Genomic DNA, 14,264 nt, shown 5'->3' with positions numbered 1-14,264 from the left:
TAAGCAACCTACAAGCATATACGAATATGGGCCACATTAGCCCCTTTTAGCCCCAATTTCTACCCTTTCAGGCTCTAGCGACAACCCGTAAAGGTGTTTTAAATGATGGTCTGTAATACGCTTAGAACCAATTTTTTTACGATCTTCTGAAATCCAGGTCTTTGCAGTTTTTATTGAAATGCCAAAAATTGCGCGGTAATCCTTGTGGGTCAATACTTTAATGCTGATGTTTGTCATACTATCGAATTTTATAACCTATTCATAAAGTCCTTGCTGTAAATATTCATCTGTAATCAATCCGGCTTTTCTACCCAGCACAGACAGTTCAGCGCTTCCTCCGGGGAAATGTTGCAAATACCATTCAATTAAATTCCTCTGAATCAGGTATTCCATAAGGATTTTAGCCCCATAGAGGTAGTAATTTTTATCAATTGTACGGACATACTGGTTATGAGCTTCCATGCGCTTAATTACCACCTTATCCATGCGGGTGCTTTCCATCTTCTCCGTAAGGCGCAACACTACTGTATTGGGTTTTTCAAGGGTCAACAAATCCACCTCGTTCATCCGATCTTTCCGGTTACCATTGGTATTACGAACGAAAGTGAAATGCTTATAAAATAGGGTGCGGAATAAAGTAAAACTGTTATCACCATCAATAATAGCCAAGGCCTTTACCGGTATTACTTCTCCAAAGTCATAGTCTACCAATTCTTTGCACGAACTTTTCATGCTGAATTCTAAACGCCATACCTGGGCATCCGGATGAAAACCTGCCTGTTCCCACATTGCACGTATCCAGGGCTTATCCTTGTTAAAATCGAGTTCTTTGGATTTATTGTACATGTAATAGTTTATCTCACTTGTTTTGGCACCAAAGCGCAGGTATTCGTAAGCGTTGCGCTCCATATGATCCCCCACAACGGTAAATTTTGCCTTATGCTTTTTAAGCCATTTTTCCTGTAGGAAATTTTTGATTAAATCTTCCGGAGGAAGGCCGCCGTTAAAGCTGGTGAAATCGAGGGCCAAATCAAGGCGGCTAATAGAGTGAAATTTGAAATGGTATTGCTCCAACAGGGCAACTACAAATTGTTTGAGGTCGGATTGATAGAGAAATTTGTTTTCAATCTTTAGTAACCCCATATCTCCGCCCAGGAAGGCGGCGTGCGGCTTGCAAGCAAGCACTGCACACCGTTCATAGGCACCGGACGGCATTAAAACGCTAATCTCGTAGACTTCGCGGAATTGCCTGGTTTGATAGTCGGTTTTTTCGGTATGATAGGTAAAATTATCTTTCGCCTGGATGGCAACAGGGCATTTGACGTGGATTTGCAGCCAATCAATAGCATGAACATAATTCATAAGATAAACGCCTTTTTGTGCGTTGATCTAAGTTTGTTGGCAGAGTTACTCCCGTTTTACTTAACGGGAGTTGTCAAAGACGGTGTACTACTTCTAAATCAGGAATACCAATGTAGCGGGCCAGCTTTTTGTAAAAGTGACGGCTTTCATAGTACCGGACATTTACACTAAACTTGTCATGCTTAGGGATAATAGTAACTGTTCCGTCATCCATGAAAACAAGTCTATCAGCTTTCTGCTGATTAGGCATTTTGTAACGAGGTAGGAAAATACATCTGTTATGCACAGATTGGGCTTGCACATCATGGTATTGGAGGAATTTCATAAAAGCCCGCTTATTTGCGTGGCCAGCTCCCTCCTGCCATATCAAACGATGAATAAGTACACAGTAGTTATGCTGCATATCATCTGAGAATTTCCGCAGTCTGGCGGCCTGTTTGATCGAATCTTCACAGTCCCCCTTTAGTTCCACCTGTAAATCTTCGTAGAACTCATTTAAACGGTAATCGAGGGTAATTTGATTTAGTGCTCTATTCTGGTTGATACGGACAGTAATACATTCCCTTTTCTTCGGTACGGGTTGGGTTAAATTGGTCATGTTATAAAATAAAAGTTTTTATAAAGACGCAATATTTTTACCTTCACCATAACACCTTGATAAATAGGCGGATAATAAACACATTAAATATTAATAATTATTAATACTATCCAGTCATATATACCTATCTTATCATGTGTAAGTGGGCTACAGACACGCTATTATAATTAGGTTTTACATTCTCCCCCTGTGTTTACTTTACTATAAATTATAGGAATATTCGATTCAATTTAAAGCCATACCAAAAGGTCCATAGCTTTCCAGGGGCAACTTGGCTTTTTAACGAATAAATCTGATGATAATGAGCACGCTGAGAATCGCGTATAAATATAATATCTAACCCGTGGTGCGTATTTCTAATTCTCCGACGGTGTTTATTTAAAGGAATTCACTGACAGGAAAGAAAAATAACGGTGCACGACTGTTGAATTGAAGGTTCACTCCCATTTCTATTTAATCCGGATTTCGGGTTTAACAAACGGCTCACATTTCAATCGCCAATTCCTCAGTGTAACTCCGGGAACCGCGGTAAAATTTCGCAATATCTACGACCGAAATGCCAGTGGTGCAAACGAGGTTTGTTTCTTAAAGAAGTTGGAAAAATGAGCCAGGTCGTCGAAACCTAACGTGTAGGCAATTTCAGAAATATTCCAGTCCGTTTGTTTTAAAAGGATCTTGGCTTCCTGGATAACGCGGTTGCTAATGATAGCTGTTGTGGTATGGCCGGTGATTTCTTTCAATACCTTATTAAGATGATTAACGTGAACGGCTAACCGGGTGGCATAATCATTGGCAGAGCGAAGTCCTAGTTGTTGTTGCGGCGATTCAATAGGAAATTGTCTTTCCAGTAATTCGATGAACAAGGAAGCAATTCTGTCAGAAGCATTCTGAACAGATTTCTGGGCAGGCATAGGTTGAAGCTTTTGTCCATAATGAATAAGCTCCAGCACCAGGTTGCGCAACAGATCATACTTATAGGCGTAATCACCCCCAATTTCTTTTTGCATTTTCCGGAAGATGTATTCCAGCTCTGTTGTTTCTTCTGCGGAAAGCTGAAACACGGGCAATTCACCTGGCTGGAAAATCGGTAGTTCATCGAGTACCACTCCAACTTTGCTTTTGGTTAGAAAATCTGCTGTAAAAATACAGAAGAAACCAGACTGATTACTATCCTGAGGGAGCCAGTGATAAGGAATCCGGGGAGTAGCAAATAGCAATGCGCTCTCCGGAATATCAATAATTTTGTCTGCATACTCGGCTCTGTTCCGACCTTTTATCAGGCTGATTTTATAATACTCACGGCGACTATAAGGCATGATACGGTTGCCTGTTTTCTTATCAAACAAGGTGGCCGTTTCAAACACGTTGAAGTGCCCGATTTCCTTCGTAATTCCTTCAGGAAGCTTCGCTGCCGCTTTTTGATAAAAGTCATCTATGGAAGAATTTGCCATGACATGAGTTTGTAGTATTCAAATTTAACCTTTAACCGGGATTTTACGCGATGGAAAAATAGAGGATGTGGCTAACGTAAAAAGTAATTACGTTAGCCACATCCTCTATAGTTTTTTAGATAAGCATGCCGCCTGACAACTCGATCCGCTGAGCTGTCATCCATCCGGCTTCCGGCGTACATAAGAACGCTACTACGCCGCCGATATCATCCGGCAAACCTACTCGTCCCAGCGCTGTGATACTGCTGACCATTTTGTTGGTTTGCTCGTCGTCACGAACACGACCACCGGAGAAGTCCGTAGCTATTGCGCCCGGGGCCACCGTATTTGCCCGGATGCCTCTTGGTGCCAGTTCTTTTGCCAAATACCTGGTAAATACTTCAATGGCTCCTTTCATACAGGCATAGGCAGATGATCCAGGTAAACTGAAGCGTGCCAGTCCGGAAGAAATATTGATAATGCCGCCACCATCATTTAAAACAGGAATCGCTTTCTGTGTCAGGAAGTAGACACCTTTGTAGTGTATATTGAGTAACTCATCAAACATTTCCTCTGTTACCTGCTCGATAAGCGCATGTCCACCGATACCTCCGTTGTTGATTAAAAAATCAATCTTGTCTGCCTTGAAGACGTCGTGAAGCAACTTTTTTAACTGCTCAAAAAAGGAATCAAAACTTTTCAGGTCACCAACATTTAATTGTAAGGCTGCCGCTTGCCGTCCGCTTTGCTGAATCTGAGATACCACCTGTTCGGCATCTTCCTTGCGGCTGTTGTAAGTAAGGATCACATTTAACCCTTTCTCTGCGAGTTTAAGCGCCATATTCTTACCTAAACCCCGGCCTCCACCGGTTACCAACGCTATTTTATTGTTGTTTTCCATCTTATTTGTGTTTTGTTACACAAAGTTAGGATGGGTTAAGGCCCCGTTGTTTGTCGATATCAATCGCTTATTTGCGAAATTCAAATAATTACATACAAAACGGAGTTTGCAGCATAAAAAAGCTTTACCGCTTAACGGCTGTCACATCAATTTCAATCAACATCCCCTCCAGTGCCAGCCCAGGCACTGGAATCAACGTATTGACAGGAAATTGCTTATCGGGCCAGATCTGCAAAGATTCTTCCGTCAGGATTTTCAGCTTTTCAGGATTGTGATCCACAATCAAAGTGGTTTGTTTTACCACATCTTTAAAGGTTAAACCTTGAGAAGTCAATGCAGTTTGCAGATTACTGAACGCCTGCTTTAATTGTGTACGGAAATCATTCACCAATCTGCCATCGGCGGCTTCTCCCCCCTGCCCGGCCACGAACACGAGCGTATGGCCGGCTGGTACAACAGCGATATGAGAGTATGCATTCGGAGCAGGGTCATACAACCCGGCCGGGTTTATAAATTGTGGTGCGTATGTTTCTTGTGCCATGTTGTTGCTTTTAAAAATAATGAATGAACTACCTGCAAGCGCCATTACTAAAACAGCTACCAGTATACCTTTCCACGAAATACCCGGGGATCAGTCCGCATCCTTTTTCATGCGGTTAATTTTTATATCTCACAAAATAAAAGGAAATGAACACGCAGGAACAGATACAGAATACACTATCTATTGCATAACAGATGCGCATAAACACACCGAATTGACCGGTTTAAAATGCTTCGATAAACTCAATGACCTCTCCGTCCAGCCCGTACACAAGGGAATTATGTACCGTAAGCGGCGGCTCTCCCAGGAACAGCACTGATGGCGGTATGCAGCTGACAGCACCTGCAGCAATAGCTTCATTATAAGCCACCGTGGCGTTTTTCACAGTAAAACAAAAGTGCAGTAAGGCTCCTGATACCGGCAACTCTCCCACTGCCGCTCTGCGTCCCTGTGTAGCAACGTTGGCGTTTTTGTCAAATATTTCGATGAAAGATCCCGTTCCGGGAATCTGCAGTAACGCCGCATATTCAATATTGAATTCGGGTAAACTCCAGCTGTGAAACTGCGTTAGTCCCAGGGCCTCGTAAAATTGAATCGTTGCTTTATAGTCTTTCGCCTGGATGGCGATGTGATGCATCCCTGTAATATTACTCATGCCCAAATGTACTGGCAGCAAAGGGAATAAAAAGGTACTGACAAAATTGTTAGTGTAGTTTTTGTACTTCCAGGCGCTGCGCACCATAGATGCCTGAGTGACCACTGAAATAGTACGCCGTAAAACAGGCAACAGCAAAATACAACACATGTGAGGTGCCAAATAATTCTACGCCCATCAAAGTGCAGGCAATAGGCGTGTTGGTGGCTCCCGCGAAAACCGCAATAAAGCCCAGTCCGGCAAACAGATCCACCGGTGCGCCCAGGAGTAATGCCAACGTGTGGCCCAATGCAGCACCAATAAAAAATAACGGGGTCACTTCTCCCCCTTTGAAACCCATGCCCAATGTAATGGCCGTGAAAACCAGCTTCCAGAGCCAGCTCCAGTCGTTGATATTTCCCTGCGGATCAAACGCGGCAAGGATACTGATACCATCCGGCGATTTGCTGGATACCCCTAAACCGAGATAATCACGCGTACCCGCCACGTAACTCAACCCGATAATTACGATACCTCCTATCACCGGAATTAACCAGGGTATTTTAATATAAGTTTTAGCGAGATGTTTAATATTATGCATCAGCTTCGAGAACAGGAAACTGCTCATGCCAAATGCAACACCGGCTACAATCACTTTAGCCAGCAGTAAAAGGTCCATATGTAAAAAAGGAATGCTTTCCGTGATGGCATTACCTATGTATCCAATAGTATAGTGCGTGTGATGAATGCCCCAGGCGGAACAAACAATATCTGCAAAAACAGCTGCAATCAGGCAAGGCACCAGCGCATCGTACCGCATTACACCAATCGCGAGTACCTCCAGGGCAAAAACAGCACCTGTCAGAGGCGTGCCAAACACAGCTCCAAAACCAGCCGCGATCCCTGTCATCAGCAAAATTCGTATATCTGGCGCCGATAGACCCAGTTTTTTCCCGATCAATCCCGCCATACTACCGCCAATCTGCACCGCAGTGCCCTCCCTGCCGGCTGAACCGCCAAATAAATGGGTAATAATAGTGGTAATCAGCACCAGTGGCGCCATACGGGCTGGCACTCCCCCACCCGGCTGATGGATCTCTTCCATGATCAGGTTGTTCCCTTTCTCAGCATCCCTGCCACCAATGCGATACAGCCAATAAATCAGTACACCCGCAACAGGAAGGCCGAACAGCAACCATTCATGCTGCCAACGCACATGCGTAGCGAAATCCAGTAACCATAGAAATAAGGCAACAAGCGATCCCACAATCATGGCGACCGGTGTTACCAATACAGTCCAACGCAGCAGCTGATAAGCCACTGTGAATTGTTCCAGCGAAGATGTTATTTTTTTCATATCCTACAAATAGCAGCATTATGTGGTAGCATTGCCACCACGATAATATTTGTAGGCGCCATCAGACAGCCAAGGGCTGACGGTTTGGGTCAGGAAGACACCATTTCCTGTTATCTCCCAAAAATAAGTTTATTCTTTTAATAATCCAGCATAAAATGCCGCGCCCCATAAGGCCGACTTATCATTATTCACAATATGAATAGGTACACTGGCCAGTAATTCCGCCATCCGGTCGCCCTGCATGTAATGATGATAGAATTCGCCTGTTTCCAGTAAGGACGCAATCTTGGGCGGAATCCCTCCTCCCAGGAACAGCCCCCCGGTGGCTTTCATTTTCAGCACCAGGTTACAGGATTCCCGCGCCAGGTAACGCACAAATAATTCCATCGTTTTCATACAGATGGGGACCTTTCCGGCGATCGCCGCCTTACTGATTTCTGCAGAAGGATCTCCGGCATCCATAGCCGCTTTCAACTCCGCCGGCTCTTCCATACCTTTGATATCGCGCAGAAATACATAAATATCACTGATACCGGGGCCACTGATCAGTCGCTCCCAGCTTACTACTTCATATTTTTCCTGCAAATAACGGAGCAACAGAATATCCAGGTCTGTTCTCGGAGCAAAATCGGTATGTCCTCCTTCCGTAGGAAACGGATGATGGTGCTCGCCATCCCAATACAGGCCGGCCATTCCCAAGCCGGTACCAGGGGCTATAATCGCGATGTTCCCCGTATGGTCTGCCGCCCCGCGATGCAGCGTGGTCAGCTGATGAGGCGATAAAGTGGCCAATCCATAAGCAGTGGCTTCCAGGTCGTTGATCAGGGCTACAGCGTTAATACCAGTACTCTGTCGGATTTCGTCCTCACTCAACTCCCGGCTCAGATTAGTCAGCTCCACTTTTCCCCTCACTACCGGTCCGGCTACGCCGATGCATATACGATTAGGTGGCGTATCGCTGCTTTCACTGAGAAAATGCTTTATCATCTCAGAGAAATTCTGGTAGTCGCGCGAAGCATATTTCTCTTCCCGGATCAGATCCAATTCTCCATTCAGGCTACTGAACAACGCCAGATTGGTTTTAGTGCCTCCCAGATCTCCGGCCAGCAGCCAGGTTTTGGTGTCACCTCCCTGCTCCGGCTCTATGAAGCGCGGGAGATAGGACTGCTTTTTCAATGTTTGCATCGTTGTGGAACTTTATACTTAAAAATAAGGGTTTCCATTTATAATACAGCATCCTTATGTTTTGTTAATTAATGCCTCCGGCCGCATTCTTGGAATAGCTTTTGTTCCGCGTTGAACAATTTTACCAGGAAAATGTAATTCATCACAAACCAAAGGCCCATGGAACGACATACCTATCAGACAGGACTTATTGGCAACTGCGCATTTCTCGCGCACATTAACAAGAACACAAACATCGATTGGCTTTGCTGGCCCCGCATGGATAGCTCTTTTGTTTTCGGTGGACTACTGGATAAAAAGAAAGGCGGCGAATTCTCCATTTTACCGGAGGCCGACTATTCTTCCCATCAGTACTACCTGGAGAACACCAATGTACTATGTACAGAAATCTCCACTACGGAAGGCAGCTACCGGATAACAGACTTTGCCCCCCGCTTCCTGCAGTACGAACGCTTTTTCAAACCCCTGATGCTGATCCGGAAGATAGAACCGCTAGAAGGCTCTCCCCGCATCAAGGTGAAATGCGAACCTACCTGCGATTATGGCGCACAAAAACTGCGACCAATGAGGGGCAGCAGCCATATCGAGTTTACAGGCTGTGAGGAAAACATCCGTCTTACCACTAATATCGCTGTCAGCTACCTGATCGACGGAGAGTATTTCGTACTGAACGACACCCGGTACCTGATCCTCACTTACGGACATCCGCTGGAAGCGCCCCTGGCCAGTACGGCAGAACGTTTTCTCCGGGAAACCATTACCTACTGGCGCACCTGGATCAAACATTCTTCTATCGCCAATTACTTTCAGCCTTATGTGATCCGCGCAGCGCTGGCGCTGAAGATCCATCAATACGAAGATACCGGCGCCATCATTGCAGCCAGCACCACCAGTTTACCGGAGTTCCCGGAAAGCGGGCGTAACTGGGATTACCGCTATTGCTGGATGCGGGATACCTATTATATTATTACCGCCCTGAACCACATCGGGCATTTCGAAGAAATGGAACGTTACTTCGGGTATATCACTGATATTTCCTTCTCCGGAGATTTCCGCTATCAGCCACTGTACGGCATTACCGGGCAAAAGACTCTTTCGGAAACCATTCTGCCGCACCTCGATGGCTACATGGGAAATAAACCGGTGCGTGTAGGCAACCAGGCCTATGAACATATCCAGAACGATATTTATGGTCAGGTGCTTATTTCCATGCTACCATTATATACTGATCATCGTTTTATTTTTTCCGAGAGAAAGGATTCTGACCGCTGGATTGAACTGCTTCTCAAGAAGATAGAGAAAACGATCGATGAAAAAGATGCAGGTATCTGGGAATTCAGGAACATGGCTAACGTTCATTGCTATACGAACCTGTTCCAGTGGGCAGGTTGTGCTGCTGCTGAGAAAATGGCGCGCACTATCGGTAACGAAGACTTGCTCCAGAAAGCCATTGCGTTGAAAGAACGCGCTGCCGCACATATTGAAAGCTGCTACGATCCGGTGCGTAAAGTATATACCAATGCCGCCGGCAGCCAGCACCTCGATGCCAGCACCCTTCAATTAATCATGATGAACTACCTGGACCCCGCCTCCGAAAAGGCAAGGGATCACCTGGCTGGTTTGGAGAAAGAACTGAAAACACCGGAAGGACTATTTTATCGATATCTTCATTCAGATGACTTTGGCAAACCCAAAACCACGTTTCTCGTATGTGCGTTCTGGTATGTGGAAGCACTCGCCTGCGTAGGGCGACTGGACGACGCACAGCGGGAGTTCGGTAAACTGCTTCAATATTCCAACCACTTATTGTTGTTCAGTGAAGATGTGGAAGCCGAAACCGGCAGTCAGTGGGGCAACTTCCCGCAGGCTTACAGTCACGTAGGCTTAATGAACGCAGCCTACCGGATAGCCATGAAACTGGATACCCCCATTTTTCTATAGTGATTTGTATATAAAATAAAGGAGGGGAGTTTATGCTCCCCTCCTTTTCTTATATTATATAAAGACTATTCCCTGTTGCGTAATGTCCGCAGCAAATGTCGCACCTCATGATAACTTCTTAAATAGTACTGTGCGGCAGATACCTGGCTGCCTACTTTGATAGTTATGGCCTTATGCGGTAATGCTTTAAAGATATCCTCGTCTGTTACATCATCACCCATGGCCATAATAAAATCATACTTTTTATGATTCAGCCAACTGAGAGCCGCCTTTCCCTTGTTGATCTCTACGTTCTTCACTTCTATTACCTTATCTCCGGGCAGCACCTGTAAACCTTTCTCCACCGTGTAATAACGCAGTGTATTCATCAGTTCATTGGCGCGCAGTTCACCCAAACCGGATTCCACTTTACGGTAATGCCACACCAGGGAGTAACTTTTCTCTTCAATAAAGGAACCCGGTGTACGGTCAGTGGCCAGTTCCATGATAGGCAACAATTCTTTCTTCCACTTGTCGGTAAGGCCCGGCAACTGGTACCATTCGCCGGACTTAGTTTTTTGCCAGGCGCCATGTTCCGCAATGAGGTCCAGGTCTAAGTGACCGAACCACTCTCCCAGCGTTTCGTGATTTCTCCCGCTGATCATTACCAGGTCGTTGCCCGGAATGCTGGCCAGTTCACGCAATAGCTGGTACAGATCAGGATCCGGTGAGGCCTGGTCTATATTAGGCTGGAAGCCAACCAGGGTACCATCATAATCCAGGAAGATGATGCGTTTCTTGCTATTGAAATATTGCTGACGGATCAATACCGCTGTTTCCTGGTTTACCCTGCGGGCGAGCATATTCTTTTGCATTTCATTGACTTCCTGCAGACGGGTCATGAACAGCTTTACCCAGTGATTGATATTGAACTTGGATACCACCGAACGCATTTGTTTCATCCGCCGTTGCTGTTCCGGAAGCGGCATGTTCAGGGCGTCTACGATAGCGCGGGTAATAGCGCCAATATTATTGGGGTTGACGATAATAGCATCTATTAATTCTTTAGATGCCCCGGCCATCTCACTCAGGATCAATACGCCATCGTTATTACTGCGGCTGGCCACATACTCCTTGCTCACGAGGTTCATACCGTCGCGCATGGGTGTTACCAGGCAGATATCCGCGAAATTGTACAGCGCGGATAACGTTTCAAACGGAAACGAACGATAGAAATACTGAATTGGATGCCAGGCGAGCGTACGGAAACGGGCATTGATGTTTCCTACCTGCTTGTCAATTTCATCCCGCAATTCCTTGTATTGCGGCACCTGGTCGCGGGAAGGTACTACAATCATATAAAGCACCACTTTCCCGATATATTCAGGATGCAGTTGCAATAAGAGTTCAAAGGCCTGTAGTCTTTGTAATATTCCCTTGCTGTAATCGAGCCGGTCGATCGAAAGTACGAGCCGGTCATTGCCAAAGTTTTCCCTCAGGTTTTGGACCTGTTGTAATACTTCGGGGTCTTTGCCCATCTCGGCGTACTTGTTATAATCAATGCCCATGGGGAATGTTTCCACCACAATAGCGCGGTCGTTATACGATACCACGTTGGCGGAGGTGTTCACGGGCAGGATGCGGCTGGCGGCATTCAGGAAGTGACGGGTATCATCAAAAGTGTGAAAACCCATCAGGTCGGCGCCGAGCATACCTTCGAGGATCTCCGCCCTCCATGGAATGAGACGGAACAATTCAAAAGAAGGAAAAGGAATATGCTGGAAGAAGCCGATGGAGATCTCCGGCATTTCTGCGCGGATCATGCCAGGGAGTAATAATAACTGGTAGTCGTGAATCCAGATAGTGTCTCCGGGTTCTGCTACTTTCATGATAATATCCCTGAATTTTTTGTTTACCTGGTAATAGGCATCCCAATAGCTCTGTTCATAGTGCGCATAAACGGCCATATAGTGGAAAACCGGCCACAGTGTTTCATTGGAAAAGCCTTCATAAAAGTTGTTGATTTCATCCTGTGTCAGGTATACCGGCATCAGGTTTATCTTACGCAACTGTTTGGTTACTTTGTCCTGATCTTTCTGGTCTGTGATCTCCTGTCCCGGCCAGCCTATCCAGATATTATTTCCTTCCCGGTAGATGGACCCCAGGCCCGTTGCCAGGCCTCCTTCGCTAGGTTGAAGGGTGTATTCCCCATTCGTCTCTGAAATCTTTACTGGCAGCCTGTTCGATACAATAATGGTCTTTCGCATAGTCAGTTTATATAATCTATTATCTAATTACATTCAATTGGAACAGCACCAACAAAACAAAAAATGCACCCAAAAGAGCGGAACCTACATATATAAATAAATACAATGCTGCAACTAGGGCGATGGTTCATCAACAGGGTTTATCCGGAGCGGATAAAGGGCCATACCTGTATGTGTGAATTTGCAATATAGTCATTATCAGGGGGAAAAGAAAGTAGAAATATCTCCACTTCCACTTAAGACTTGCGGCCCAGGGTCATCAACACCACTCCACAGATCACGACTGCGGCGGAAAAACCTACCATAGAGGTAATGGCTTCGTGACCAATCGCCCATCCGAGAAACAGCGCTACAATAGGATTAATATAAGCATAAGTGGCAGTAAGCCGGGGCGGCGCATTTTTCGAGAGCCAGCTATAGGAAGTGTATCCTACCAGGGAGCCGATTAATACCAGGTAGATGAAAGCCTGCCACGCCTCTGTGGTCATGAAAGACAAGGTACCAAACCCTCCTGGTTCAAACACCACGCTCATCAACAGGGAGAATACGCCACCCGCCAACATCTGGATAGCAGTACTGGTGATCTGTGTGGGCATAGGCAGCCGCTGTACCAGCAGCGTTCCGGCCGCCCAGCAGATATTCCCCGCTACAATCACGATAACCGGCCATAAGGGAAACTGACGGGCTTCATGATGTGCAAATGGGTTAAACAGCAGGAACAGCCCGAAGAATCCAACTATAATGCCCAGCATCGTCATCCCGGATGGACGCTTTCTACTAAAGAACGCCCAATCCATTCCCATGATCCAGGCAGGCATGGCAGCCACAATCAGTGCTACAATACCAGAAGGCATGTAGTGTACCGCCAGCGCCACAGTGGTATTACCTATCCCGATCAGGAGTACACCTATGAAACAGGCAGACAGGAACTGTTTGCGCTCCGGCCAGGTCTTTTCCCGGAGGTAACCAATGAGTAAAAGCAGACTTCCCGCCAGAAGAAACCGCATGGAAGACAGCAGAAACGGAGGCACTACCTTCGTGGCTATCTTCATTCCCAGGTAGGTAGAGCCCCAGATTACATATACGGCCAGGAGACAAAGGATCATTTTGGAGGACAATACACCGGTCTTCTTATTCATGGTTTATTTCTTTTAGTACGCTGATAGTTTCGGGTTACTTTATCTACATCACCGCAGGTGCTCATGCTGCACCATCTGCGGGAGCCGTTGCGGCTTTTATCGAGGAACAGCCATCCACAGGCAGGGCATTCTTTTATGGACTGGGATTTATCTGTAGTCAGTAATTCCACTGCTGATTTCACCAGCCACCAATATACCTGTTCCAGCGCCGGGGCATTAAATAATAATTGCCTGGCTCCTGCCTTCCAGCTGACTTCAATATTTGCGTAGGCTTCTGCGATATAAGCATTGAATTGCATCTGATCTGCAGGGGCAGGTGGCTTATTTGCAATGGCGGCTATAAACAACCGGTGCAACAGTTCCCGCAAGGCAATGCACTTTTCAAATACAACTGCCGCTTTTTGCGGGTAATCTTTCGCCAGCCGTTCGAGAGTATGGATAATTTTGGGAGATAGTCCACCGGTATGACCATACCATTGCAACAAATCTTTGAAGCCATTGAGGTAATCATGGTGCATTTCTTTCTTCCGGTTGTCGACCGTATTCACGATATCCAGGCACAACATGCCACCGTCGAGCCGGAGTGAAAGTATGGATTTGGGTGCAGCCATGTTACTTTAATTTTAATGACGGGAAAACAAAATTATCACCATTTTGGGTATGGTGAATTCCCCTGTGCAACAAAGGTAAAACTATTTATTAACCAGTAAAACTTATTTTACTGGTTAATAAAAAAGAGGCCTTATAGCAGGATTTCATCAACTTACAGTAACACTATAATATATAGGAATTAAAAAAATGATAATCAATTTATTATGAAAATAAAAAACAGCCCTTTTGGGGGCTGTTTCTATATCAGGTTGATAGTATTTTAATGACAGGAGAATAATAATTTCCTGAGATTTTTATTTATTCTCCTGTAAGATACAT

At 45.6% G+C, this 14,264-nt stretch carries 13 protein-coding genes and 1 riboswitch; of the genes, 1 reads left to right on the top strand and 12 read right to left on the bottom strand.

The annotated features are described in order from the left end of the window. Positions 1-36 precede the first annotated feature (36 nt). The 9 genes from BMW79_RS19295 to glk form a co-directional block, all read right to left on the bottom strand. On the bottom strand, positions 37-237 hold the full coding sequence (locus BMW79_RS19295) for a hypothetical protein (RefSeq protein ID WP_089897278.1): 201 nt from the start codon (positions 235-237) through the stop codon (positions 37-39). Between the two features lie 18 nt (positions 238-255). Next, entirely contained in the window at positions 256-1,362 is a 1,107-nt protein-coding gene (locus BMW79_RS19290; protein ID WP_089897277.1) for a hypothetical protein, read from the bottom strand. A 73-nt stretch (positions 1,363-1,435) separates the two neighbouring features. After that, positions 1,436-1,960: a hypothetical protein gene (locus BMW79_RS19285; protein WP_089897276.1), complete on the bottom strand. Its 525-nt coding sequence runs from the start codon at positions 1,958-1,960 to the stop codon at positions 1,436-1,438. A gap of 545 nt (positions 1,961-2,505) precedes the next feature. After that, positions 2,506-3,411, bottom strand: coding sequence for a helix-turn-helix domain-containing protein (locus BMW79_RS19280; RefSeq protein ID WP_089897275.1), 906 nt, complete (start codon positions 3,409-3,411; stop codon positions 2,506-2,508). A 115-nt stretch (positions 3,412-3,526) separates the two neighbouring features. Next, on the bottom strand, positions 3,527-4,291 hold the full coding sequence (locus BMW79_RS19275; protein ID WP_089897274.1) for an SDR family NAD(P)-dependent oxidoreductase: 765 nt from the start codon (positions 4,289-4,291) through the stop codon (positions 3,527-3,529). 124 nt (positions 4,292-4,415) lie between these two features. Then, positions 4,416-4,832, bottom strand: a complete 417-nt coding sequence (locus tag BMW79_RS19270; RefSeq protein WP_089897273.1) for a RidA family protein — start codon at positions 4,830-4,832, stop codon at positions 4,416-4,418. A 223-nt stretch (positions 4,833-5,055) separates the two neighbouring features. Further along, positions 5,056-5,487, bottom strand: coding sequence for a VOC family protein (locus tag BMW79_RS19265; RefSeq protein WP_143059220.1), 432 nt, complete (start codon positions 5,485-5,487; stop codon positions 5,056-5,058). 49 nt (positions 5,488-5,536) lie between these two features. Then, positions 5,537-6,823 carry a voltage-gated chloride channel family protein gene (locus BMW79_RS19260; RefSeq protein ID WP_089897271.1) on the bottom strand — a complete coding sequence of 429 codons (1,287 nt, stop codon included), beginning with the start codon at positions 6,821-6,823 and terminating at the stop codon, positions 5,537-5,539. Positions 6,824-6,868: 45 nt separating this feature from the next. Continuing rightward, a riboswitch (Fluoride riboswitch) is annotated at positions 6,869-6,940 on the bottom strand. Between the two features lie 12 nt (positions 6,941-6,952). After that, positions 6,953-8,008 carry a glucokinase gene (gene glk, locus BMW79_RS19255; RefSeq protein WP_089897270.1) on the bottom strand — a complete coding sequence of 352 codons (1,056 nt, stop codon included), beginning with the start codon at positions 8,006-8,008 and terminating at the stop codon, positions 6,953-6,955. Between the two features lie 159 nt (positions 8,009-8,167). Here glk and BMW79_RS19250 point away from each other — a divergent pair, with 159 nt between their 5' ends. After that, on the top strand, positions 8,168-9,949 hold the full coding sequence (locus tag BMW79_RS19250; RefSeq protein ID WP_089897269.1) for a glycoside hydrolase family 15 protein: 1,782 nt from the start codon (positions 8,168-8,170) through the stop codon (positions 9,947-9,949). A gap of 65 nt (positions 9,950-10,014) precedes the next feature. Here the strand turns inward: BMW79_RS19250 and BMW79_RS19245 are convergent, their stop codons facing one another. The 3 genes from BMW79_RS19245 to BMW79_RS19235 form a co-directional block, all read right to left on the bottom strand. After that, positions 10,015-12,195 (bottom strand): bifunctional alpha,alpha-trehalose-phosphate synthase (UDP-forming)/trehalose-phosphatase, encoded by a 2,181-nt coding sequence (locus tag BMW79_RS19245; protein WP_089897268.1) that lies wholly within the window; start codon positions 12,193-12,195, stop codon positions 10,015-10,017. 236 nt (positions 12,196-12,431) lie between these two features. Continuing rightward, positions 12,432-13,334, bottom strand: a complete 903-nt coding sequence (locus BMW79_RS19240) for an EamA family transporter (RefSeq protein WP_089897267.1) — start codon at positions 13,332-13,334, stop codon at positions 12,432-12,434. After that, the gene (locus BMW79_RS19235) at positions 13,331-13,945 is read right to left on the bottom strand and encodes a CGNR zinc finger domain-containing protein (RefSeq protein ID WP_089897266.1); all 615 of its coding nucleotides are present in this window, start codon (positions 13,943-13,945) and stop codon (positions 13,331-13,333) included. Before BMW79_RS19235 ends, BMW79_RS19240 begins: the two co-directional genes overlap by 4 nt. Positions 13,946-14,264: the final 319 nt, after the last annotated feature.

The sequence above is a fragment of the Chitinophaga arvensicola genome, assembly GCF_900110835.1.
Taxonomy (GTDB): Bacteria; Bacteroidota; Bacteroidia; order Chitinophagales; family Chitinophagaceae; genus Chitinophaga; species Chitinophaga arvensicola.
This window is presented reverse-complemented; position numbering and strand designations above follow the sequence as displayed.

Bases quoted from the DNA above. Each gene is read 5' to 3' on its own strand.
- BMW79_RS19240 (WP_089897267.1), bottom strand. From the start codon at position 13,334: ATGAATAAGAAGACCGGTGTATTGTCCTCCAAAATGATCCTTTGTCTC.
- BMW79_RS19235 (WP_089897266.1), bottom strand. From the start codon at position 13,945: ATGGCTGCACCCAAATCCATACTTTCACTCCGGCTCGACGGTGGCATG.
- BMW79_RS19260 (WP_089897271.1), bottom strand. From the start codon at position 6,823: ATGAAAAAAATAACATCTTCGCTGGAACAATTCACAGTGGCTTATCAG.
- BMW79_RS19280 (WP_089897275.1), bottom strand. From the start codon at position 3,411: ATGGCAAATTCTTCCATAGATGACTTTTATCAAAAAGCGGCAGCGAAG.
- BMW79_RS19295 (WP_089897278.1), bottom strand. From the start codon at position 237: ATGACAAACATCAGCATTAAAGTATTGACCCACAAGGATTACCGCGCA.
- BMW79_RS19275 (WP_089897274.1), bottom strand. From the start codon at position 4,291: ATGGAAAACAACAATAAAATAGCGTTGGTAACCGGTGGAGGCCGGGGT.
- BMW79_RS19245 (WP_089897268.1), bottom strand. From the start codon at position 12,195: ATGCGAAAGACCATTATTGTATCGAACAGGCTGCCAGTAAAGATTTCA.
- glk (WP_089897270.1), bottom strand. From the start codon at position 8,008: ATGCAAACATTGAAAAAGCAGTCCTATCTCCCGCGCTTCATAGAGCCG.
- BMW79_RS19265 (WP_143059220.1), bottom strand. From the start codon at position 5,487: ATGAGTAATATTACAGGGATGCATCACATCGCCATCCAGGCGAAAGAC.
- BMW79_RS19270 (WP_089897273.1), bottom strand. From the start codon at position 4,832: ATGGCACAAGAAACATACGCACCACAATTTATAAACCCGGCCGGGTTG.
- BMW79_RS19290 (WP_089897277.1), bottom strand. From the start codon at position 1,362: ATGAATTATGTTCATGCTATTGATTGGCTGCAAATCCACGTCAAATGC.
- BMW79_RS19250 (WP_089897269.1), top strand. From the start codon at position 8,168: ATGGAACGACATACCTATCAGACAGGACTTATTGGCAACTGCGCATTT.
- BMW79_RS19285 (WP_089897276.1), bottom strand. From the start codon at position 1,960: ATGACCAATTTAACCCAACCCGTACCGAAGAAAAGGGAATGTATTACT.